Source organism: Alkalicoccus daliensis (genome assembly GCF_900103955.1).
Taxonomy (GTDB): Bacteria; Bacillota; Bacilli; order Bacillales; family Salisediminibacteriaceae; genus Alkalicoccus; species Alkalicoccus daliensis.
On the sequence record NZ_FNIL01000001.1, the window covers coordinates 880,285 to 903,345 of the forward strand.

18 protein-coding genes are annotated in these 23,061 nt (G+C 39.5%); 6 read left to right on the forward strand and 12 right to left on the reverse strand.

The genetic code is table 11. The features are described 5' to 3' along the window. Positions 1 to 523 precede the first annotated feature (523 nt). Complete coding sequence (asd, locus tag BLP92_RS04360; protein ID WP_090840910.1) at positions 524 to 1,300, reverse strand: archaetidylserine decarboxylase; 777 nt, start codon at positions 1,298 to 1,300, stop codon at positions 524 to 526. A 142-nt stretch (positions 1,301 to 1,442) separates the two neighbouring features. On the opposite strand from asd, the gene BLP92_RS04365 reads away from it, so the two are divergent. Together BLP92_RS04365 and deoD are read left to right on the forward strand one after the other, a co-directional pair. Next, complete coding sequence (locus BLP92_RS04365; RefSeq protein WP_090840912.1) at positions 1,443 to 4,007, forward strand: CBS domain-containing protein; 2,565 nt, start codon at positions 1,443 to 1,445, stop codon at positions 4,005 to 4,007. Between the two features lie 1,009 nt (positions 4,008 to 5,016). Then, positions 5,017 to 5,724, forward strand: a complete 708-nt coding sequence (gene deoD, locus BLP92_RS04375) for a purine-nucleoside phosphorylase (RefSeq protein ID WP_090840915.1) — start codon at positions 5,017 to 5,019, stop codon at positions 5,722 to 5,724. A 406-nt stretch (positions 5,725 to 6,130) separates the two neighbouring features. Here deoD and lplA read toward each other — a convergent pair whose 3' ends face one another. After that, positions 6,131 to 7,120: a lipoate--protein ligase gene (gene lplA / locus BLP92_RS04380; RefSeq protein ID WP_090840917.1), complete on the reverse strand. Its 990-nt coding sequence runs from the start codon at positions 7,118 to 7,120 to the stop codon at positions 6,131 to 6,133. Positions 7,121 to 7,524: 404 nt separating this feature from the next. Between lplA and BLP92_RS04385 the strand changes: the two genes are divergently transcribed. Then, complete coding sequence (locus BLP92_RS04385; protein ID WP_090840919.1) at positions 7,525 to 8,349, forward strand: aldo/keto reductase; 825 nt, start codon at positions 7,525 to 7,527, stop codon at positions 8,347 to 8,349. A gap of 562 nt (positions 8,350 to 8,911) precedes the next feature. Here the strand turns inward: BLP92_RS04385 and dapF are convergent. The 3 genes from dapF to BLP92_RS04405 all read right to left on the reverse strand — a co-directional run bounded on the left by dapF (position 8,912) and on the right by BLP92_RS04405 (position 12,303). Beyond that, entirely contained in the window at positions 8,912 to 9,889 is a 978-nt protein-coding gene (gene dapF / locus BLP92_RS04395) for a diaminopimelate epimerase (RefSeq protein WP_090840922.1), read from the reverse strand. Between the two features lie 56 nt (positions 9,890 to 9,945). After that, a complete protein-coding gene (locus BLP92_RS04400) occupies positions 9,946 to 10,923 on the reverse strand; it encodes an aldo/keto reductase (protein ID WP_090840924.1) in 978 nt (325 codons plus the stop codon). 474 nt (positions 10,924 to 11,397) lie between these two features. After that, positions 11,398 to 12,303, reverse strand: coding sequence for a metal ABC transporter solute-binding protein, Zn/Mn family (locus tag BLP92_RS04405; protein ID WP_090840926.1), 906 nt, complete (start codon positions 12,301 to 12,303; stop codon positions 11,398 to 11,400). A 383-nt stretch (positions 12,304 to 12,686) separates the two neighbouring features. On the opposite strand from BLP92_RS04405, the gene BLP92_RS04410 reads away from it, so the two are divergent. Then, a complete protein-coding gene (locus tag BLP92_RS04410) occupies positions 12,687 to 14,636 on the forward strand; it encodes a S9 family peptidase (protein WP_090840928.1) in 1,950 nt (649 codons plus the stop codon). 38 nt (positions 14,637 to 14,674) lie between these two features. On the opposite strand, the gene BLP92_RS04415 is transcribed toward BLP92_RS04410, so the two are convergent. Beyond that, on the reverse strand, positions 14,675 to 14,920 hold the full coding sequence (locus BLP92_RS04415; RefSeq protein WP_090840930.1) for an HPr family phosphocarrier protein: 246 nt from the start codon (positions 14,918 to 14,920) through the stop codon (positions 14,675 to 14,677). A gap of 153 nt (positions 14,921 to 15,073) precedes the next feature. Here BLP92_RS04415 and BLP92_RS04420 point away from each other — a divergent pair, with 153 nt between their 5' ends. Next, a complete protein-coding gene (locus tag BLP92_RS04420; RefSeq protein ID WP_090840932.1) occupies positions 15,074 to 15,709 on the forward strand; it encodes an NUDIX hydrolase in 636 nt (211 codons plus the stop codon). A gap of 269 nt (positions 15,710 to 15,978) precedes the next feature. Here BLP92_RS04420 and mtnN read toward each other — a convergent pair whose 3' ends face one another. Beyond that, a complete protein-coding gene (gene mtnN / locus BLP92_RS04425; protein WP_090840934.1) occupies positions 15,979 to 16,680 on the reverse strand; it encodes a 5'-methylthioadenosine/S-adenosylhomocysteine nucleosidase in 702 nt (233 codons plus the stop codon). A 133-nt stretch (positions 16,681 to 16,813) separates the two neighbouring features. On the opposite strand from mtnN, the gene BLP92_RS04430 reads away from it, so the two are divergent. Next, on the forward strand, positions 16,814 to 17,029 hold the full coding sequence (locus BLP92_RS04430) for a DUF2536 family protein (RefSeq protein ID WP_090840935.1): 216 nt from the start codon (positions 16,814 to 16,816) through the stop codon (positions 17,027 to 17,029). 195 nt (positions 17,030 to 17,224) lie between these two features. On the opposite strand, the gene BLP92_RS04435 is transcribed toward BLP92_RS04430, so the two are convergent. From BLP92_RS04435 to mltG, 5 genes are all read right to left on the reverse strand, one after another. Next, entirely contained in the window at positions 17,225 to 17,989 is a 765-nt protein-coding gene (locus tag BLP92_RS04435) for a YrrS family protein (protein ID WP_090840937.1), read from the reverse strand. A gap of 717 nt (positions 17,990 to 18,706) precedes the next feature. After that, the gene (gene greA, locus BLP92_RS04440; protein ID WP_139148911.1) at positions 18,707 to 19,180 is read right to left on the reverse strand and encodes a transcription elongation factor GreA; all 474 of its coding nucleotides are present in this window, start codon (positions 19,178 to 19,180) and stop codon (positions 18,707 to 18,709) included. A 191-nt stretch (positions 19,181 to 19,371) separates the two neighbouring features. Beyond that, complete coding sequence (gene udk, locus BLP92_RS04445; RefSeq protein WP_090840941.1) at positions 19,372 to 20,007, reverse strand: uridine kinase; 636 nt, start codon at positions 20,005 to 20,007, stop codon at positions 19,372 to 19,374. A gap of 83 nt (positions 20,008 to 20,090) precedes the next feature. Further along, entirely contained in the window at positions 20,091 to 20,744 is a 654-nt protein-coding gene (locus tag BLP92_RS04450; protein ID WP_090840943.1) for an O-methyltransferase, read from the reverse strand. A gap of 99 nt (positions 20,745 to 20,843) precedes the next feature. Then, the gene (mltG, locus tag BLP92_RS04455; protein WP_244516641.1) at positions 20,844 to 21,971 is read right to left on the reverse strand and encodes an endolytic transglycosylase MltG; all 1,128 of its coding nucleotides are present in this window, start codon (positions 21,969 to 21,971) and stop codon (positions 20,844 to 20,846) included. Positions 21,972 to 23,061: the final 1,090 nt, after the last annotated feature.

The following is a 23,061-nucleotide window of genomic DNA, read 5'->3' on the forward strand; positions in this document are numbered from 1 at the left end:
ATTGTAAAAACCGCAGTATACTTCCTTTCGCTAAAAAGCTCGGAAGTTAAGCAATAATTTGTTTCGGTTTAAAGAGGTAAAAGTTCACAGCGCCTCTGGAAGAACGAGCTGGGAAGATCCCGCAGCGCAGCGAGGACGTCCACAGCGAGCCTGCCGGACTGAAGCAAAGTTTCTTGTGATAACAATAATAAACGATAACAGAGACACTCATGCAAAATTTTTGCACCATGAAGTATGAAAATTAATAATGCTGTGTAACGAAAGAGAGGACGCACGAGCGCCGTTCGAGAATCCAAGTGTCCTTCTGGAAGGTCACGAAGCACGAGCGGAATCGATCCTGGTTCTTCAAGACAGCATGGCGGTCTCTGCCCTGCTGTCTGTGGATCGATGGAAACCGTGCCCTGTGAGAGAAATTAGTCGAGAACAAGCCCTTGGGTAAGCCTCTCCGAAAGTGGAGCAGCATTATTACTTCTTTTTAGCGGAACTTTTATTTTCAAGGTAGCCTGTAATAAAACACTCTCAATTACTTTTTTAAGAAACAGAAAGCCTCTCCCTGCTTTAAAACACTTCCTTGTTCTTTCGTCCATTTAATCATTCCCGGTTCGAATAGTAAAATAACTGTGGAGCCAAATCCAAAGTAAGCGAACTCTTCTCCTTTCTGCATCTCATCGTGAAGGTGTGCATAATGCACACTGTTGACATTTAAAGCCCCGATTTTCACTACAGCTACTTTCCCTGTTTCTGTTTGTATCTCTGTAATAAGCCGGTAATTAGAAGAGAGTGGCTGGACCCCGAATTGAAAAGCCAGATCATTAACAGGTTCAGAAAATTCCCCCAGTGCCCATCTTGAAATCACTTTACCGGAAACTGGTGCATGTATTCTGTGATATTCTCGGGGAGACAAATAAAAAATGCCATAGCTCCCCCCTGCATATCTTGTTATTTTATCCGGACGGCGCAGCAGCGTATGCAGATCATGGATCATTCCTTTTACTTCAAACGTCTGTGCTGGTGAAATTTCTCCTGCTGCAGTCATACTGCCATCCACAGGGCTGACTACCGCTTTTTCAAGCATGGAGACCGGTCTGCTTCCCTCCTTCAGATGTCTGGTGAAAAAATCCTGCAGGGAATAAAAATCATTTATTTGTTTTTCCGCTTCCTCTTCATTAATTTTAAACGTTTTAGCAAAAGATGGAACGATCCATCGGCTCAGCCTGCTTTCCACGGAACGCTTTAATACTGAAGCATATAACGGATTATGGGTTAAATCCATTAACAGCTGATAGGTTTTTTTCTTCATATTGATCGCCGCCTTATTAAATTTATGTGCGTACTGCTATGCTATAATATTGTCACACGTTTTCTTTATTGTAACAAAATTTCGAAGCCTGCTCTATTCAAGCAGAAGATACAGGTTGAATGTCTATAAATGAGGTGTTCTGATGAATTTTATCCTTTCTCATAATAATTTGGATTTCGATGCTTTAGCATCAATGATTGCGGCAAAAAAATTATATCCAAATGCAACTCCGGTACTCCCCTCCCGTATAACATCTGAAGTAGAACATTTTATTACTATTTATAAAAATGTTTTTCCTTTTGTAAAAGCTAATGAATGCGATTGGAGTAAAGCTGAAAAAATAATTCTGGTAGATACTTCCTTTTTAGATCACCAGCTCCCTGAATCTTTAAAGGACCTTCCTCTTATTATTCATGATCATCATGAGCTCGAAGAAATACCGGATGTTGAATTTTACGAGTGTGAACCTGTGGGAGCTACAATTACTTTATTATCTGAACGAATACAAAAGGAAAAAATAGAAATTACTCCGTTGGAAGCGACAGTGTTTTCTTTAGGGATTTACTCTGATACCGATTCCTTCACTCTTTCGACCACGACTTCCAGAGACCTGGAGGCAGGTGCTTTTTTTCTGAGAAATGGAGCGAATTTAAAAGTAGTCGATCAATTCAGGGAAGTCCCTTTAACAAGTGATCAGCAGCAGCTTTTTCAGCAGATGCTCGAACATGGTGAAGTAAAAATTATCAATGGGCTTGAAATAATGCTGTGTCTGCATGAACAGGAACACTATACAGGACACTTAGCACATATTACCCGCAAACTTTTACAGATCTCTGGAGTGGACGGCGTAATTTCTTTAGTTAGAATGGGTAATAAAACATTCGTCACTTCCCGGGCGCAGTCTGAACAAATAGATTACAGACCTATCATGGCAGAACTAGGGGGCGGCGGTCATCCTCAGGCAGCATCAGCGAGTATGAAAAACACACCAATTTCAGAAGTGAAATCCTTTATTGAAAAGGAACTCCCGCGCAGCGTAGTTCCTGCACAGCGGGCATCTGATTTAATGAGCACACCGGTCAGAGTCATTGCACCGGAAACAGCTGTGGATACTGCTTCTAAAATGCTATACCGCTACGGACACAGCGGCTTTCCAGTAGTGGAAAATGAAGAGTTAATAGGAGTGATCTCCAGAAGGGATATCGATAAAGCAATTCATCATGGACTCGGCCACGCACCCGTGAAAGGTTTTATGCAGCGCAACCCTTTATGGATAGAAGAAAACGCACACCTGGAAACCATCCGTAACATTATGATGGACAACCAGGTTGGCCGGCTCCCTGTAATGAAAGATGGTAAAATTATCGGGCTAGTCTCCCGAACAGATATTATCCAGGCGATGCACGGAGCTCCTGCTGCTGAAAAAACAATATTGAATGGCAGGCCGGTGAAAAGACAGGTTACGAAAACAATGCAGCATACTTTAGCTGCCGAAGTCCTTTACTTATTGGAGCTTGTAAAGCGTAACGTAGATAAGCGCGGTACAAGAGCTTATTTAATTGGTGGTATTGTAAGAGATATGTTTCTTCATATTCCAAATAAGGATATTGATATCGTAGTAGAAGGTGATGCGATTGATCTGGCAGAAGAGCTGCAAAAATCTTACGGTGGAAGAGTAAAGGCACATGAAGCCTTCCGTACGGCCACCTGGACGCATCCTGACGGAGAAAAAGTAGATCTCTCCAGTGCAAGAACAGAATACTATGATTTTCCAGCCGCATTGCCTCAAGTCGAGCCTTCTTCCTTAAAGGAAGATTTATACCGGAGAGATTTTACTGTAAATGCACTGGCTGTATCAATCAACGAAAAAACTTTTGGGGAACTAACCGATTATTTTAACGGACTGGATGATATTTATGCAAAAAAATTAAAGATTCTCTATAATCTCAGCTTTGTGGAGGATCCTACGAGAATCCTTAGAGCAGTTAGATTTGAAACCCGTTTTAATTTCAGGATGGCTCCGCAGACAAAGTACCTCGCAGAAGAAAATCAGCATCTTCTCCGTTCAGTTTCCCATAAAAGGCTCTCTGATGAATTGTCGCGTCTTTTTACCCATTCTGATCCACGTAAAGGAGCACAGCGCCTTTTAAATTTTAATATTGAAAGAGAGCTGCTGCAGTACTCGGCACCGCACCAAGTTATAAATAAGAGAATACGTCAGCTTTATGCTTATGAGAAATTATTTAAAAGTTTATCATATGGAGAACGGCAGTGGATCAGCTACTGGATGCAGTTTGCTTCACGGAATAAAACGAATTTAAGTGATATCCTTCCGTTTGCCATGAATAAAAACGAAGAAAAAACTGTTTATATATGGACCGGATGGTTAGAGACTAATGCTCCTGAGCGCTGGAAAAATAAAAGCATAAAAGAACTTCATATAGAGCTGCATGCTTACAGTGTCAATGCAATTACAGCATTTACAGTTGCTTTTACAGATCAAAAGCTGCGTTGGTCTATAATGAAGTATCTTTATCGCAGATGCCGGATTACTGACTGGGTAACAGGAAAAGACTTGATAAAAGCAGGCAGATCTCCTGATAAATCTTTTTCAGCAATCCTATTTGAAGCTGAGTTAATTAAATTAAGCAATCCTGCGTTATCTACAGAAGAAATTATTCAAAAAGTTTTCAACAGCACCCCATGACTAAATTAAATCTGTTAAAGAGCAAACGGTAAAACTTCATTGTTCAGCAATTACATTTTTAAGCGTCACTTAAACTGCAGCGAAAGTAAAACGATTTGTTAATTATTTTTAACAGTATTTTGAAATAATATTTTTATAGAAATATAAGTTTTCCAGCTTCCGAATTTATTGGTGCACCTTAGTCGATTTTCTCAGCTAACCTGCCCAGCCGGACTTAGAATCTCTCTATTCTTTTTAAGAGGCGGGCTTTTACGGAAAAGCTCTGTTAAAGCCTGGTGTTGATATAAAAAAAGTACGCCTGCGGCTCCTTTTTCTTCGCTTGCCGCGAAGAAACCCTTCAGCTATCCCTTCCTTTCGTCCGGGATGATCTTCACGCTTTCTTTTTCCGCAGGCGTCTTGAAAAATCGCCTTGTCTTCGCTTTTTTGGATAGGAAAGTTGGAGAAAGAAACAATCTCTGTCTTTTGCAAAGCAAGAACGAAGCGGAAACCGGCGGACGCCTGTGGTAGAACGAGCTGGGAAGATCCCGCAGCGCAGCGAGGAAGCTGAGGAGCTCGTCCACGGCAAGCCTGCCGAGTTGCAGTGAAGTGTCCTTCTATCAACAATAAACATGGCTCTTACGTGAAAAAAGTGATTTTATTTTTTTGTTATTAATTTTCAGTTATTCTTGTGCTCAAAAAGCTGTGAGTAAAGGTTTGAACAGCTAAAGTTATTTGGTTAAAGTTAGAAAATTTGTTAAATAAACCTTACTTTCACTAGGTTTGCGTAAGAGCCATAAACATTAACAGAGCTTACGGAAAAGAAAGTACAATAAGTGCCGGATACTGAAGAGATTCAGCAAAAGGATTTCTTTGGTACAAGCCTGCTTTAACCCAGCTTCAGCAGATCCTTTTCTATTTTAAAATATCTATGTTCATTGGCTCAATTTCCTATTGTAAAATAAAACTAATACACGTTACAGTAAAGGTATGATAAATTAATAAGGGATTTAAAAAAGGAAGGATGATAAATATGAGTGTACACATTGGAGCAGACAAAGGAGAGATAGCAGAAGCTATTCTTTTACCCGGAGACCCATTAAGAGCAAAATTTATCGCTGACAATTTTCTTGAAGATGTAACTCAGTATAACGATGTACGGGGAATGTACGGTTTTACGGGTACTTACAAAGGTGAACGTGTCTCCGTGCAGGGCACTGGCATGGGAGTTCCATCAATTTCAATATACGCACATGAATTAATAAACAGCTATGATGTAAAGAAACTTATCCGCGTAGGCACATGTGGAGCTATTCAAAAAGATGTAAAGGTTCGGGATGTTATTATTGCTATGAGCGCCACTACAAACTCAGGAGTAAATAAACATCATTTTAATGGGATTGATTTTGCTCCTACAGCCGACTTTACATTGTTGAAGCAAGCTTACGATGGCGCTGTGGCACAAGGTTTGAAAGTAAATGTAGGAAGTGTATTTACTTCTGATGTGTTCTACAACGAAGATAAAAACCTGATTCCTATGCTTGCTGCACACCAGGTGCTTGCAGTGGAAATGGAAACATCTGCTTTATATACAATTGCGGCACGTTTTGGAGTGCAGGCACTTTCCGTTCTTACGGTAAGTGACCATATTTTAACCGGCGAAGAAACTTCCTCCCAGGAGCGCCAGGAAACTTTTAATGAAATGGTTCACGTAGCACTTTCCGCTGCTGTAGAGCAGTAGAATCTATTTTTCCCCTCATAAAACAGGCTATTGAAAAAGTGATTTTTTTGTATAAGTATACGATTTTATGCTTTCCCTTCAAAGGTACGCTTTCCGGAGGGAACTCTTTCCGCGAACCTGCCTCCTAAAAAGAGGGACATGGCTTCACGCATGCTTACTATATCTTCCCAGTAAAACACTTGGGAAGATATAAGAATCGTACTAAATCCTCCAGGAGTCGGCTCATCTGCGACTGCAGCATAATTAAGGGAGATAATGGTTTTATACGAAACTCCAGAGATACGAACACTTTTTCTTCGTTAATAACTTTTCTCCATAAACAGGCTGATATTATTTCCATCAGCCTGTTCTTTATCATTTATTTATGTGTTAATAACTAGAGAGTTTAACCACTAATGGCAGTGTTTTAATAGATCAGTTCAATAAACCCTTCTCTGGAAACAGGACCAAAATAATAACTCATATCAATATCCTCGATTTCCTGAAGAATAGCATTTTTTTCATATTTAACTCCTCGAAGCTTTTCTTCAATCTCCCCTACTTCTCCAATACCAAAAAAATCGCCAAATATTTTGCAATCCTGAATAATTCCTTTTTTCACATCAAGTCTTACGTCAATGGAGCCGGCTCCTTCAAACCTTTTAGAGCGGCGAACATCAAACTTGGGAGATTTTCCGTAGTTCCAGTCCCAGTTTTTATACCTCTTTTCAGCTAATTGATAAATTTCTTCCCATTCTTCTTTTGAAAACCGGTAAGTAGGAATATCTTCTCCTTGAAATACATAGCTTAAAATAATCTGCTTCAGTTCTTCTACGTTTATCTCTCGATCAATTAGTTCGTTTATGTTTGCTACCCGGCTTCGCACAGACTTTATTCCTTTGGATCGAATTTTTTCTTCATTTACATTCAGCGAATCCATAATGTTTTCCATTTCAACATCTACTAAAAGTGTCCCATGGCTGAACATTTTGCCTTTGGTGGAATACTGGGCATTCCCTGATATCTTCTTTTCACCTACATGTATGTCATTTCTGCCGCTGAGCTCCGCATCTATTCCAAGTTCTCTCAGTGCTTCTATTACAGGTTCTGTGAATTTAGCATAGTTGGAAAAACTATCTCCATCATCTTTTGTAAGAAAGCTGAAACTGAGATTACCAAGGTCCTGATATACTGCTCCCCCGCCGGAAAGACGCCTCACAACTTTAATATTATTTTCGTCTACAAAAGGTTTATTAATTTCCTCATGTGTATTTTGATTTTTCCCTATAATAATGCACGGTTCATTTACGTAAAAAAGCAGATAAGTTTCGTCTGCAGGAAGTTTTTTCAGTGCATATTCCTCTAGAGCTAAATTAATTCCCGGATCGTGAATATTTTCGTTATCAATAAAAATCATTAAAATATCCTCCTTTAGTATTCGCCTTATTCATTTTATCATATTCTTTAGCAAGCCTGCTTGTTCATGATGCTCCCCTGCTTACCTTTCACCGGGCATTCCTCGCGGCGGGATCTTCCCGGCTCGTTCTGCCACGGGCAGGTTTCCGTCTCGCTCTTTCCACTGTGAAACATATGATAGGGGTCGTTTCTATTACAAGCTTTTTATTCACAAAACGAATACTGGACGGTTTAGATGCTGCGGAAAAAGATAGCGTGAAGATCGAAAGCTCGTCTCGAACTGTAGAATTTTCAAGGTAGCCAAGTTAATGGCTGCAGCACTTTTATAAGCGTTCTTAATTCTTTTTGTAAGCGCATTTATGTTATACTTTAGGATGTTAAATTCGTATTAGGAGGCGGTTTTTTATGAAGCATATAACTTTAAATAATGGATTGCAGATGCCACAGCTTGGATTTGGAGTATGGCAGGTAGGCGATGAAGAAGCTACTGAAGCTGTAAAAGAAGCTGTAAAAACAGGCTACCGCTCTATTGATACTGCAATGATTTATAAAAATGAAGCTGGTGTAGGCCGGGCAATCAAAGAAGTCGATGTTCCGCGAGAAGAGCTTTTTATTACTACAAAAGTGTGGAATGGAGATCAAGGCTATGACAATACACTGCGTGCCTTCGAGGAAAGTCTTGAACGACTCGGGCTGGATTACGTAGATTTGTATCTTATTCACTGGCCGACACCTGAATTTGACGATTACGTTGACACTTACAAAGCGATGGAAAAACTTTATAAAGATGGAAAAGTGAAGGCAATCGGTGTATGTAATTTCGATATTGAGCATCTTGAAAGAATTTTAGATGAATGCGAAGTGAAACCTGTATTGAATCAAGTGGAGTGTCATCCTTTTCTTGCTCAAAATGAGTTGAAAACCTTCTGCCACAAACATGATATTTATGTAGAAGCCTGGAGTCCCCTGATGCAGGGAGGAGAAGTGTTGAACCATCCCGTAGTCCAGGGAATTGCAGAAGATCACCAGAAAACGGGAGCGCAGGTAATTCTGCGCTGGCATCTGCAGAATGGCTCTATCGTTATCCCTAAATCTGTTACTCCTTCAAGAATTAAAGAAAATTTTGAGGTCTTTGATTTTGAGCTGTCAGACGATGAAATAGAAATTATCAATAACTTGGACCGTGGTATCCGTAAAGGTCCAAAACCTGCAGAAATGAATACGAGATAATGAATATTAAAAATACAGTTCCTATTTAATAAAAACGAGTCTGCCGCAGCGGCAGACTCATTTTCAGCGTGTTTACAAAGCAGGTATTTCTTATAATTATAATTGCTGGGTATAAGATGCTCCTTCACTATCCGGCGGAAGCTTGACTGCTCATCTTCAGTTCTTTGGAATGCGCTTAATTCCTGCTCTCCCTCGCCGGGCGCTATGGAGTAAAGTTATTGCTGATAAAAGTGTTCGTGTTTCTGCTGTTTCGTATAGAACCATTGTCTCCCCTATTTATGCTGCAGGCGCAGAAGGACCACTCCCATAAGGAGATAGAACGATTCTTATATATTCCCGGGCGTTTTTACTGGGAAGATTTAGTAAGCATGCGCAAAGCCATGCTCTTTTTAGAAAGGCAGGTTCGCGAAGAGAGTTCCCTTCAAAGAAAAAAGCATAAAATCGTAAACTTATCCAGAAAAATCACTTTTTACATTGTTTTATATTTATTTTGCAAATTAATACTGCGAACAGATTCACAGCACTTATCAGACTGTCCTTTTGAAAAAACGAACTATACTGATCAAAGTTTTATTGTTTTTTTATTTGCAAAGTCTGCCATCTGCTGATAAAGTGCTTGCTCTTCTTCAAATTCAATAATTTCTAATAACTGCGTATTTTCTTCCTTGTTCAGGTGAAGGTCCACTATTCCGGAAAATTCATAAGTCGCGTTTCCACGCAGTTTTACTGCATACGTACTCTCATCTTTCTTGAAAACCTTTGTCTGCACCATTCCTCCGGGATTTAATACTGTTATCACTTCATCCAGATTCTGATTACCAAGAACGCAGCTTACGACGGTAGAAGCAGACATCGCCGTTCCACAGGCATTGGTGAGTCCTACTCCGCGTTCAAAAGTTCTTACAAAGATGGAGCCTTCGCCTAAATCCTTAACAAAACTCACATTAGTTCCATTAGGAAGAATATCTTTATTTGCATTCGCTTTATTTCCAATTTCTTCTAGCATTTCGTCATTAATATCTTCTACTAAAGCAACTAAATGCGGATTTGGAACACTTAACGCAGTAAACCGAAGTGACTGATGCAGCTGCGGAATTGGCTGACTAATTAAGTCCCGGCTTTCATTCTTAAGGGGCAGCGTGTCCGTCTCAAAGGAAACTGGTTCAATTGCCACTTCAAAACTTTGAACTCCCTCATAAACATCCGGAACTCTGGCGACTTCCAGGTTTGCCTTCATTGTTTCAATCGTTAATTTGTCTTTTCCGGCAATCTCCAGTACATATCTTGCCACACAGCGAAGTCCATTTCCGCACATTTCTGCTTCACTTCCGTCACTGTTGAACATTCTCATAGCCGCATGAGCCTTACTGCTCGGCAGCACGAATAATATCCCGTCAGATCCTATTACTGCATTGCGCCTGCTTAACTGTTTCGCAAGTTCCACCCGCTCCGTCTCAGAGAAAGCATAGTCTTTACTCCATTCATCTATAATAATAAAATCATTTCCAGAACCATGACATTTTAAAAATTCTAATTCCACCCTGATTCCTCCTTGGATTAAGTGCATATTTTACTTTCGCTGAAGTTCCTCGGCCTCTAATAAAGCTGTACTCTCCACGAAGCTTCTGAAATATCTTCCAGTTCTTCTTCTGATAGTTTAAAACTCATTGCTCCTGCATTATCCTCCGCCTGTTTCACTTTGGAAGCACCCGGAATGACGAACATATTTTCTCCATGATAATATATCATCCAATTCAGCACTACCTGGCTTACACTTACTCCATATTTTTCCGCGTATTTTTGTAATACTTTAATTAAAGGGGCAGTTTTTTGCAGACCGTTTTCTTTAAACTTATTCATCCATTTCCGTGGTCCTGAAGAACCTTTAATTATTTCAGGATTATCGTGAAATTTACCCGTCAGAAGTCCCTGTTCCAGTGGAGAATAAGCAATTACTGCGATATCAAGTTCTTTTGCCGTCTTTAAAAAGCCATTAGATTCAATTCTTCTGTCAAGCAGGCTGTATTTCATTTGATTGGAAATCAAGGGACTTCCATAATTTTGTAAAGAAGCATGCGCTTTTCTCATCGCTTTTTCGGAAAAGTTGCTTATACCAATGTTCTTTATATGACCGTCACGCATTAATTTACTCATTGCTTCCATCTGCTTATCAATAGAGGAAAATGAAAAGGGCTGATGAATTTGATACAGTTCAATTGGTCGTTGGTTTAAAGCGTCTTTTCTGGCTTCAATAGAATGAAGTATATTACTGGCTTTTCGAAGTGCAGGCCACCATTTAGTCGCTATTTTTGCCTCATCGAAAGTAACTTCTAGATTGTCCAGGGCAAAAGCTAAACCTCTTTCAGAAGCTCCCTTACCATATATCTCTGCAGTATCAAACCAGTTAATACCGCCCTCCAGGCTTTTCTTCACGATTTCCTGCATTTCATTATCTTCTACAGTATCCCAATATTTTCCTATTGTGTTACTGCCTTTGCTGAACTGCCAGCAGCCAAGTCCCACAGGTGATAATTCTAAATCTGATAGTCCAAGCTTTCTTCTGGGAGATTTCATTCGAGAACCTCTTTTCTGAGACTTTTATTAAGTAAATAATTTTTATCAGACACATTATCAGGGAATTAGTAAAATAACCTGCGCTGGTAAAACAGCACAGGTTATGGAACATTCTATTAACAGCAGTCGCTTCCGCCGCCGTTCATTACCAGTCCACCGCCATCTTCAGTTTCCTGATAACCAAGCTGTAAAGTAGAAGCCTGTTCATGTATCATTTTTTCAAATGCTACTTGAATTCCGTTAATTTCTTCTAAAATATCTTCTTCTGCGGGCGCATCCAGCGCCAGCCCTAACTGAGGACCGCCTCAGCCCATTCCAGCTGCGAAAATTTTGATATTTGTCGCCTCATGTTCACTCATAAGTTCTTTAATATATTCTTTCGCTTCATTTGTAATTTGCATTTTTTCACCCCGCTGTAATGATATTTACTCTTTGCATTTTAGCAAGATATAAGCAGATTGACAATATCTTTGCTTATTCGTTAGTTAAACCATCAGCAAAGGTTTCAGCATTATGCCGCAGCATATCGAAATATGTTTCAGCACCTGAACCTTCCGCTCCGACCGCATCTGTAAAAACTTCTCCAGCTATACTGATATCTGCATTATCCGCCACAGTCTCCATAGATCTATTATCCACCGTTGATTCCACAAATACTGCAGGTATTTCACGTTCGATTAATACGTCAATAATTCTGTTCATCTGACCGGTAGTTCCCTCTTCATGAGAATTCATTTCCCAAATGCCGTCTGTATCCATATTAAAATCTTCTCCAAAATATTTAAACGCATTTTCAGAGACTACGATAAGCCTGTGCTCTTCCGGAATTTCCTGCATCATCTCTTCTATTTCTTCTGTCAGTTCTTCTGCTTCCTGCTTATATATTTCTCCATTCTCTTCAAAAATTTCTGCTTTTTCAGGTACTCGTCCGCTTAAATCTTCCACAATATTGTCTATATATACATCTATATTTTTGGGACTTAGCCACGCATGGGGATCGGGAGCATCTTCTCCAACAAGAGTAATTTCATCTACCCCCGCTGCCAGCTCCACTACTTCTGTTTCAGCAGCGTTATTTACTACTCGCTCCAGCCATTCTTCCAGACCTAATCCATTCACATAAAAAACATGTGAATCATTTACTTTTTGAAAATTACTGGGCACAGGTTCATATTCATGCGGTTCTTCTCCTATTGGCACAATATAATCCACGCTTCCCTCTTCCCCGACTACAGCTTCTGCCATGTCTGCAATAACCGAGAAGCTGGTGGTAACCATCAGCTCATCTGCTTCTGCGGCTGAAGAAGCATCGTTTGAATCATTTCCACATGCACTTAAAAATAAAATACCAGCTATAGATATTGGCAATAATTTTTTCATAACTTCCTCCTGTTTTTGCTTTGGCTATAAAAGTTTCCTTAAGGAAACATTTCCTGTGATAATTATAAAAGGTTCCCTTATATTTGTAAAGAAAAGTAGGCAGATTTTTTATAGTTAATAAATTCTTATATATGTGGAGTAAGGGATTTAGGGTGGGAATATATGATTTATACTCTATCAGGCTTTGCAGATTATACGGGAATTACCGATGGATTTTAACTTCCAGTAAAAATTAATTAGTAAAGCACGCTTATAGATTGCCTTTCAGGTGTCCGCACTTTCCTCCGGACCTCTTGTTTAATACCAGGGATTTATAGGTATTTATTTTCGTATTGCGAAATTATTTGCTACGATAAGTATATTATTCGAAAAGGAGTGAGTTTATGAATAAGCGTTCTCTTCAAGTAAATGATTTAGACAATATTCATGTACTTCAAGATCAGCAGATTTCTCCTGATGGCACATTTACTGTTTATGTTAGAAAGCAAATTATTAACGATACCTATTATTCTCAATTATTCGTACAAAAATTCGATGAGCCTCTGCCAGTGCAGTGGACTTTCGGGGAAGGTACGGTTCACACTCCTCGTATTTCACCGGATGGCAATTGGATTGCCTTCACATCCTCACAAGATAAAGGCAGCCTGGCCCAGCTTGACCTCATTTCCACAAAAGGTGGGGAAGCAAGAAAAATGACAGAACTTAAAGGAGGCGCTGTACAGCCTGTCTGGGCTCCTGATTCATCAGAAGTTTTTTTCAATACTTCCCACGCCCCAGAAGGCGAAGCTTCAGACACAGAAGCCTCTGAAGAAAAATCCCAGCCTCTGATTGTAGAAAGACTTAAGTATAAATCTGATGCAGAAGGATTCCTGACTTCGAAAAAGAAACAGATTGCTTCTTTATCAGTAGATTTAGAAGAAGTTACTATATTTACCAGAGAAAATTACGATCTGGAATTAACCGATGTATCTCCTGATAACAACTTTATTATTTATACTGCTAATAAGGAAGATGATAAAAGAATCGGCTCCGACCTTTTTCTATATAACCGTAATACCAAGGAGCACCGCAAAATTTTAACAGGTGCTTTTTCATCAGCAAGATATTCGAATGACGGCAGAAAAATTGCGGTATACGGACATGAACAAGAATTCAAAGGAGCCACACAGATGAAAGTGTGGGTATATGATATTGATGCTGAAACTGCTTTATGTCTTACAAATCATAAAGATATAGGATTCTCTGACACGATGATCGGGGATATCAGGGGTGGAATGACCCATCCGGGACCATATTGGAATCATACAGATTCTGCATTATACGTACTTGGCAGTTATCATGGGAATACTCATCTATACGAAATAACAATGGATGGAACGATCACGCAGAAAACTTATGGAGAGCAGCATGTTTATTCTTTTGCGGTGGATACTTCATTAGACATTGCTGTACTTGGTATTAGTACGCCTGTTAATCCAGGCGAATTATATCTCGGCTCTTTAAAAAAAGAGGATTATCGCCTTTTTACTCATTTTCATGAAGAGTGGAAGAAAGAAGTTCACCTCTTTGAACCGGAAGAGGTATGGTGTGAAGCTGAAGATGGATGGAAGCTTCAGGGCTGGATAATTAAGCCGCTCGATCAGGAAAGTTCTCCAGGGATACTGGAAATTCACGGCGGACCACATGCCATGTATGGAAATACTTTTTTTCACGAGCTTCAGTTGTTTGTTTCTGAGGGGTATACAGTATTCTACTGTAATCCAAGAGGAAGCCATGGGTACGGACAGGAGTTTGTTAATGCAGTACGCGGTGATTATGGCGGTAAAGACTACCAGGACATAATGACCTTTACAGATGCTGTACTCGATACTTATAAATTCATCGACAAAGAAAGACTCGGGGTCACAGGAGGCAGCTATGGAGGGTTTATGACTAACTGGATCACAGCACATACAAATCGCTTTAAAGCTGCTGCTACACTGCGGTGTATTTCCAATTGGACGAGTTTTTATGGAGTAAGTGATATAGGATACTATTTCACCGAATGGGAAGTCGGTTCAGACTTGTTGGACGACCCGGACAAACTCTGGCACCATTCACCTTTAAAATATGTAAAAAATATTCATACACCGCTGTTGATTATGCATGGAGAAAATGATTTACGCTGCCCCATTGAACAGGCGGAGCAGCTGTTTGTAGCATTAAAACAGCTGGACCGCAGCACAAGATTTGTACGTTTTCCTGAAGCGAATCATGAACTATCCCGCAGCGGTCCGCCGCATCTAAGAAAAGAACGATTAAAGGAACTTATTTTCTGGTTCAAACAAATATAATAAAAGCGGTGTGGAAGTATCCTCCACACCGCCTAACGTTATTTCTTTTCAAATAAGCCCTGATCTACAAAGGAACTCACTGCGTCTTCATCTGATCCATTCGAAAAGTCCAGGTCAATAACATCTCCAGGCTGTAAGGAGAGCGCTAAAACACCAAGCAGACTTTTTGCATCCACTACCCAATGATCTTTTTTAATTAATACTGTTCCTTCGTATTCACTCATGCGATTCACAAATATACTTGCAGTATTTGCAAAAATAGGTTTCTTTACTTTCAAATCCATACTATCTCCTCCATCCATGACTTTGCTCTATTATATCGAAAGTCAACACATTCGCCAACACTTTCCGAAAAATAGATAATATTGGTGCTTCAAGCAACTTGGTGAAAATCATGCTACAATCAATTGCAGAACGGACGATTGGAGGTATGTTTCTTGGAAATCTGGTCAGATAATCTGCATCATTATTTTAAACAGCGGGAACCCAAGGTACTGGATGAAAAATTATATCAAAAATATGCAATATTTATTCCTGTAATTGCTATTAATGAGGAGCTGCATCTTGCTTTTGAAGTTAGATCATCTTATGTTTCACAGCCTGGTGAAATCTGTTTCCCTGGAGGAAAAGTGGATCAAGAAGATTCTTCTCCTTCAGAAGCAGCGGTAAGAGAGCTTAGTGAAGAACTGGGTGTCTCCAAAACAAAAGTAAATTTAATTGGGGCACTAGATTATATGGTTACTCCTTCTAAAGCAATGATTTTTCCATTTATCGGCGAAATTGAAAAAGGAACGTCTTTGCAAATTAATGAGCGGGAAGTGAAAGAAGTTTTTACAATATCTTTAAAAGAACTCTTATCCTTAAAACCGCAGACCCATAAAATACATCTTTCTATTCAGCCTGAAGACGATTTTCCATATCATCTAATTCCTAATGGGGAAGATTATCTCTGGAGCGGCGGAATTATCAAAGAACAATTTTACGAGTATAACAATTATATTATTTGGGGCTTAACTGCCCGGTTATTGACCCATGCACTTGATGAAATTAAAAAAAGCCTGTCTGCGAACTGAATGCAGTACAGGCTTTTCAGCATATTTATAAAGTAGTAAAGGCGGAATATTTCTGGTTTCAATCACGTCTGTTGAGTAGCCAATATTATCCAAATGATATTTCGTGTTTCCTATCTAAAAAATATAAGAAGAAGCTTTTTTTCAAGAATGCGTTAAGGCGCTTTGCTTCCGCCGGTCGCTATGGAAAAAGCAACTTCGAAGTCGACACAATAATAAGTAAATCCATATAAAGAAAAATTACTCTTTATTTAAATATCTTCTACTGAATACTAGCCTTTTCTTCTTAAATCTTCCAGCATCAATAAAACCATATTCGCAGAATTTACTGAAGCTGTTTCTAAAAACTGATCATAGGAAACTTTCGAGTCCTGACCAGCTATATCAGATAAGGCACGGATAATAACAAACGGAGCCTGAAATTGATAACAGACCTGTGCAATAGCGCCTGCTTCCATTTCTGAGGCATATGGTTCTTTAAATCGATTGCGTATAACATCCACCTGTACTTCGCTGCCTATAAAAGAATCCCCTGAAACGATCAATCCTTCCACAGAAGGTATTCCTATTTCCTCTGCGCAGTCCAGCGCGCTCTGCATCAGCAGGGAATCCGGCTCATAGAAAGCTGGCATGCGGGGCACCTGTCCAAATTCATAACCGAATACAGTAGCATCTACATCGTTATATCTTACCTGGTTTGAGACCACAATATTACCTACTTCCAGCTCATTGTGAAAACCACCGGCAGATCCGGTATTAATGACATAATCGGGATAAAACAGCTGATTCAGGAGTGTAGTACTTACTGCAGCATTTACTTTTCCTATTCCGGATTTAACTACGATTACATCAACACCCTGCAATCTCCCTTCACAGAATTCACACCCTGCTACAAAGGTTTCTGCAGGGTCTTTCATTTCTTTTTTCAGCAGATCTACTTCTTCTTCCATTGCTCCAATGATGCCTATACGCATATAAACACTCCTTCTACGTTTTAACTTTTTCAATCTTAACGCAACTCGCTTCCGCAGACAAGTCAAAATAACACTCCTTGTTTACTCATGACTCAGCAAACAGGTACAATATATCACGAGGAGGAATAAATGAATGATATTAAAATCAGATGCAATAAAGGACAAAGTAGAATTTTTTGAAGCAAAGGATCTTCAGCAGCTGGAAGCGCAGATTCAGAAAAAAATTGAAATGAACGCAGATTTATTATTAGAAGTGCAGCATGTTCACTACCAGGTAGTTACGAATCCCGTAAATGGGCGTACGCACGCGACCGGGATGGTTCATTTTAAGCAGCCGGAGAATTCCTGATAATACAATTACCATATTTTTTTCTAATACATGTCGGCAAAGCAATTTTCAGAGCAGAAAACACTGTTTCATAATTATTTTTCTATAAGAAGATTTTCCAGTGACCTTTGAAAGTGAATGCCTAATTATAATCAGCTAATTAAAAAACAACAGATACCGACCTGTACCTGCAGGCTATATCTGTTGTTTTTCCGCTTATCTATAGGGATTGGAATTAAGTCTTGTTACATCTACCGGCTGCCAGCCTTCACCTTCCACCCATTCAATTCTAACCTGATAAGGAGAATCGTAATCTCCACCGTGGGGGCTTAAAGTACCAACTGCGCTTTCAGGACTTCCGCCATTTTCAATTCTCCATAAGGCTATTTCATCTTCATCATTAGGTAATCCGACAGCATACGTAATTGCTTCGACCATCTCCTGCCAGTTTTGAGAATTGCGTTCATACGAGCCGCTTAACCCGCCGGTTTGCTCGGTACCGATCGGCTCCCATTCTCCATCAGGAGATTCATTCTCATTACTACCATTGTTTTCTTCATTTTCTCTATTATTATTTTCTTCATTTTCATTATTACCGTTGTTTTCTTCATTTTCATTGTTTTCATTATTACCATTATTTTCTTCGTTAGTGTTTTCGTTCTCATTATTCATGTTATCTTCATTATTGTTTTCTTCATTATTAATTGAAACGTTTAAATTCTCTTCGCCTGCATTGTTTTCATTCTCATTGTCGTTCGTGTTGATAGAAATATTATTTGTATTTTCTGTGTTATTATTTTCAGCAGAAGCCAGTTCACCCGAATTATTTTCATCGGCCAAATTGTTCGAACCGCTGTTTAAAAATAAGTTTATACTTACAACTAAAATTAATAATGCCACTAATCCGATTGAAATATTTAGAACTGTATTGATCTTTCTTTTTTTACGATAATTCTGGCGCTGTGGAATTCGATTACTCACGTTGAAAAACTCCTCCTTTTATTGTTACCAAGGTTCTCATTTATTATAGGCTATTTTTAAAGAAATTACGATATAGTTAAGTATATTTCGACTATTTTTTGTAATTCTCCTTCTTTTGCACTGTTTTCTTTGAAAATCTTACGAATATATAGAGGTTATCTTCTATATATTTCAGGCTGTTAATAAATTGCTTCTTTTATATAAGTATAAACTTTTTATGCTTTACCTTCGCAGTATTCGTTTCGAAAGGAACTCTTTCAGCGAACCTGCCTCCTTAAAAGAGGAGCATGGCTTCACGCATCCAAATCACTGGAAAGCAAAGAGCTCTTTTCAGGGATTTCAAGATCATTGGCTGGTTTCGCGCATGCTTACTATATCTTTCCAGTAAAACACATGGGAAGATATAAGAATCGTTCTTAATCTTCCTGGCAGTCGACCTTCTTTGACTGCAGCTGAGAAAAAAACTTATTCCCATGGCGCCCGGGATTCAAGCGCAGTCTGTATGAGCATGTCCAAACGATTTTTCTGGACATTCTCTTTTTATTTTGTTGAAGCTGGGAGTCATTGCAAGTAGCTGAAAACGAGCAGGCAAGCATCCAGATTTTACTGGATTATTCATACGCGTGAAATATTCATTCTCTAATTTAAGCGGCTATAAAGAAGAACTGTCCGATATAATTATGGACAGTTCTTCTTTCATTCTATTTGAATGTATGCTTAGTATATTTCAATTATTTCCACTTTCATATCTCCACCCGGTGTAGACACAGTTACCTGATCTCCTGTTTCTTTACCAAACAGGCTCTTCGCCAAAGGAGAATCATTTGAGATTTTTCCTTCGATAGGATCTGCTTCCGCACGTCCCACTATCGTATATTCTTCTTCATCTCCATCAGGCAGTTCTTTAAATTTTACCGTTTTTCCAACTTGTACACTGGAGGAGTTATTGTCTTCTTCAATGATTTCAGAATTACGGATCATTGTTTCAAGCTGCTGAATGCGCCCTTCTACAAATGCCTGTTCTTCTTTTGCAGAATCATATTCAGAGTTCTCAGAAAGGTCGCCGAAACTTCTTGCTACTTTTATTCGTTCCACCACTTCTTTGCGGCGTTCTGTTTTCAGCATTTCAATCTCTTTTTCGAGCTTTTGTTTACCTTCTTCTGTCATATAATGCTTTTCTTCTGTCATCATGTTCCTCTCCTTCTTCCTATATAAAATGTGCAGGTAGCGTTTACAAAAATCAAACAACGTATAGTATATAAATTGTAAGCGCCCGATGCACTAATACAGTACATAAGGGCGCTGTTTTGAGCTGCTATCTGATTGTGATCCTGCTATATATCTAGTATTATAATCAAAATTAGGCAAAAATGCCAAATTTTTTATAACATAGACTTATTTTCTAATATAGTTTTAATTTTTGTAACCATTAAATCAATTGCAACGTGGTTTTTTCCGCCTTCTGGAACTATAATATCAGCATATCTTTTTGTGGGTTCAATGAATTGGAGGTGCATCGGGCGGACAACACTTGTATACTGATCTATTACAGAATCTATCGTGCGTCCCCGCTCATTAATATCACGCATTAAACGCCGGATGATTCTCATATCGGAATCTGTATCCACAAAAAGTTTAATATCCATTAATTCTCTTAATTTATCATCTTCTAAAATCATAATTCCCTCAAGAATAATTACGTCTTTCGGTTCAATTGGTATAACTTCTGAAGCACGTGTATGATTTGCATAATCATATACCGGCTTCTCCACCTCTCTGCCTTCCATCAAATTGTTGAGCTGCTCAATCAGCAGATCATTATCGAAAGCAAGCGGATGGTCATAGTTTGTCTGTAATCTCTCTTCCATTGGAAGATCCTTTTGATCCTTATAATAAGCATCCTGCTCAATCATAAGTATGGACTGCTCTGGAAACTGTCTGTAAATTTCGTTGGCCACTGTAGTTTTGCCGGAACCAGAACCGCCGGCAACCCCTATAATAATCGGTTTTTTCTGCATAAACTCTAAATTCCTTTCAAGTCATCGTACAAGAGAATCTACCTGATTGTCAATATAGTATTTGATTATCCTGTTACTTTCGTTTAGATTGATTTACATTTTCTGGTTACTAATAATCCATCTCCCACCGGCAGAAGGGTGGAAGCAAATCGCGGATTATTCATTATGTTTTTGTTGAACTGATCCAGCCTTTTTACCATCGCCCGAAATCTTCGCGATTCCATTTCCTTTTCACCAGCTACATATCCCTGGAATAAAACATTGTCTGAAAAAATAATTCCGTTCTCATTTACGAGCGGTTCAAATAAATTAAAAAAACTTTCATACTGTCCTTTTGCCGCATCAATAAATAAAATATCATAAGGAGCTTTTTCAGCAACTTGTGAAGCTGACTCAAGAGCATCGCCTTTAATCAGATGAAAACGATCTTCCAGTCCAGCCTTTTTAATGTTTTCTTCGGCCAGCTGACTCCGTTCTTCATCCCGCTCAATGGAAGTTATTACTGCTTCTGGAGCTGCATGCAGCATGCGTATTGCAGAATATCCTATCGCAGTTCCTACTTCCAGGATATTTTTCGGCTGTGCAATGCCCATAATAGTCAGCATTGTGTGAAGACCCTCAGCATCCATAATCGGAATATGGTTCTCTTTTGCATATTCCTCCATCTCTGCTTCGAGACCTGAACTTTTCGGCAGCATCTCATAAATATAATTTCTTGTTGCTTTACTTATTTCCATAAACTGCCTCTCCTTTACCGCAGTATTGCAAATATAACCGGGAAAGCGTAACACATAAAATAGTACAGTGTCAAAGAATATTGACACTGTACTATTAGTTTATTGATATTCGCTTACCGTAGCCTGGTGCTCTTCATATGTTTCATTAAAATGCACCTCTCCGTCCGGCGAATGATAAAAATAAAGATAGTCATGCTGTTCCGGTTCTGCCGCTGCCTGAATAGAAGCAGCTCCCGGATTATTAATCGGTCCAATCGGCAGCCCCTGTACATGATAGGTGTTGTAAGGAGATTCAATCTCCGTGTCACCAAACATAGTACGTGCTAATCGTTCCCCGTGGGCATAGGCTACAGTTGGATCCATCTGCAGCGCCATAGGGATACTGATCCGATTTTCGATTACTCCTGAAATCGTATGCCGTTCTTCATCGTTGCGCGCTTCCCCTTCTATAATTGAAGCTCTCGTTAAAAGCTCGTGCATATTATCTGAAGCTGGATCCCCTGTAGCTTGTTCAATTTCCGTCTGCATTCTGCTGAGCATTGTTTCAATTATAGAAGCAGCTTCTAACTCCTCTTCCATTAAATCATAGCGGGCAGGGAAGAGATATCCTTCTAGAGGAACTCTGATATCCTCTTCCAGAATATTATCTGATAAGATGTCATATTCCTCAATCAATTCCTGTAAATACTCATCGTCTTCAAGTAATGCTTCAAAATCATCTGCAGGAACTTCTGTTGCTTCTTCAATTCTTGGAAAGATTTCCTCCGCCCAAAGCCCTTCAGGAATCGTAAAGGAAGCTGCATAATCTTCATAGACTGTCCCTTCCTGCAATTCAACGATAATTTCATCCAGTGTCATATCCTGACTAAGTTCATATTGACCTGCCTGGAATCCATCTTCACTTTGCAAACGCACATAATACCGGAACATCGTTGCACTTGCAATGACTTCTTCTTCTTCCAGTATTTCTGCGATTGAATCAGTCGTAGAGCCGATAGGGATTTCGACTTCTATTGCTTCACTGCTTTCTTCATCCAAAGGACCAAGTGCCCCCATCACATATTGGTAGGAACCGAATCCTACCGCTCCTAAAATTAATATAAATAAGACAATTATACTAAACACAATTTTCCGGACGAGTCCGGCTTCTTTCTTTCGTTCTTGAACTTTTCTAAGATGCGCCTCTTTTTTCAAACGCTTCTTTTCTTCTTTGGATATTTCACTCACATGCTGTCACTCCTTCCACGATTATTATACAATAAATCCTGCTCACTTTCGTATGTATTTCCTGGAATATAATTAAGATATTCTTATCATACGGCTTTATAAGTATATTCATTAATAATGATTTTTAAATTTTTGGCTACCTTGAAAATAAAAGTTTTGCTAAAAAGAAGTATTTATACTGCTTCACTTTCGGAGAGGCTTGCCCAAGGGCTTGTTCTCGACCAATTTCTCTCACAGGGCACGGCTTCCATCGATCCACAGACAGCAGGGCAAAGACCGCCATGCTGTCTTTAAAAACCAGGATCGATTCCGCACGTGCTTCGTGACCTTCCGGAAGGTCACTTTGGATTCTCCAACGGCGCTCATCCTTTGGGCGTCTTCTCCTTCGTTACACAGCAGTATGAATGTTCATACTTCATGGTGCAAATATTTTGCATGAGTGTCTCTGTTAAAGAGATATACCTATCTTACTGAGGGAGTCTGATGTTGATATAAGAAAAGTACGCCTGGGGCTCCTTTTTCTGCGCTTGCCGCGGAGAAATCCTTCAGTTATCCCTCCCTTTTAAAAAGCAGGGTTCCGCACAGTCCATCCATGTAAGCCAAAGATCGTCTTACTTGGATGTAAGACCATGGCTGGCTTCACTCCTGCTGTGAATTCGTTCATAGCCCCGAAAGAATCTCTGATCTTCACGCTTTCTTTTACTGCAGGCGTCTTTACCGCCTTGTCTTCATTTTTTGGATAGAAAAGCTTGTAATAAAAACAATCTCTTTCTTTTGTTTCGCAAAGGGAAGAACAGAGCGGAAACCGGCGGACGCCTGTTTAGAGAGTGAGCATTGCTCCGCTCGACCAGCAGTCATCAGCACAAAGACCCTGAAGATGACTTTAAGATCATTTGGTCGGCTGCGCCAGTGCGCGGAGAAAGTTCACACAGCCTCCGGAAGAACGAGCTGGGAACATCCCGCAGCGCAGTGAGGAAGCGAAGGAGCTCGTCCACGCCAGGCCAGTTGCAGCGAAGTTTTCTCTTATTAACAAGGAGTATTAACAGAGCTGAATTTTTTAAGCAATAAACTCTCATTCTTCAACAGTACT

Excerpts from the sequence above, each read along its gene's own strand:
- BLP92_RS04385 (WP_090840919.1), top strand. The coding sequence starts at position 7,525 with ATGAAGCATATAACTTTAAATAATGGATTGCAGATGCCACAGCTTGGA.
- BLP92_RS04400 (WP_090840924.1), bottom strand. The coding sequence starts at position 10,923 with ATGAAATCTCCCAGAAGAAAGCTTGGACTATCAGATTTAGAATTATCA.
- BLP92_RS04430 (WP_090840935.1), top strand. The coding sequence starts at position 16,814 with ATGATATTAAAATCAGATGCAATAAAGGACAAAGTAGAATTTTTTGAA.
- lplA (WP_090840917.1), bottom strand. The coding sequence starts at position 7,120 with ATGATTTTTATTGATAACGAAAATATTCACGATCCGGGAATTAATTTA.
- udk (WP_090840941.1), bottom strand. The coding sequence starts at position 20,007 with ATGCAGAAAAAACCGATTATTATAGGGGTTGCCGGCGGTTCTGGTTCC.
- BLP92_RS04365 (WP_090840912.1), top strand. The coding sequence starts at position 1,443 with ATGAATTTTATCCTTTCTCATAATAATTTGGATTTCGATGCTTTAGCA.
- BLP92_RS04450 (WP_090840943.1), bottom strand. The coding sequence starts at position 20,744 with ATGGAAATAAGTAAAGCAACAAGAAATTATATTTATGAGATGCTGCCG.
- asd (WP_090840910.1), bottom strand. The coding sequence starts at position 1,300 with ATGAAGAAAAAAACCTATCAGCTGTTAATGGATTTAACCCATAATCCG.
- mtnN (WP_090840934.1), bottom strand. The coding sequence starts at position 16,680 with ATGCGTATAGGCATCATTGGAGCAATGGAAGAAGAAGTAGATCTGCTG.
- BLP92_RS04405 (WP_090840926.1), bottom strand. The coding sequence starts at position 12,303 with ATGAAAAAATTATTGCCAATATCTATAGCTGGTATTTTATTTTTAAGT.
- BLP92_RS04415 (WP_090840930.1), bottom strand. The coding sequence starts at position 14,920 with ATGGATTTGAAAGTAAAGAAACCTATTTTTGCAAATACTGCAAGTATA.
- BLP92_RS04410 (WP_090840928.1), top strand. The coding sequence starts at position 12,687 with ATGAATAAGCGTTCTCTTCAAGTAAATGATTTAGACAATATTCATGTA.
- greA (WP_139148911.1), bottom strand. The coding sequence starts at position 19,180 with ATGATGACAGAAGAAAAGCATTATATGACAGAAGAAGGTAAACAAAAG.
- deoD (WP_090840915.1), top strand. The coding sequence starts at position 5,017 with ATGAGTGTACACATTGGAGCAGACAAAGGAGAGATAGCAGAAGCTATT.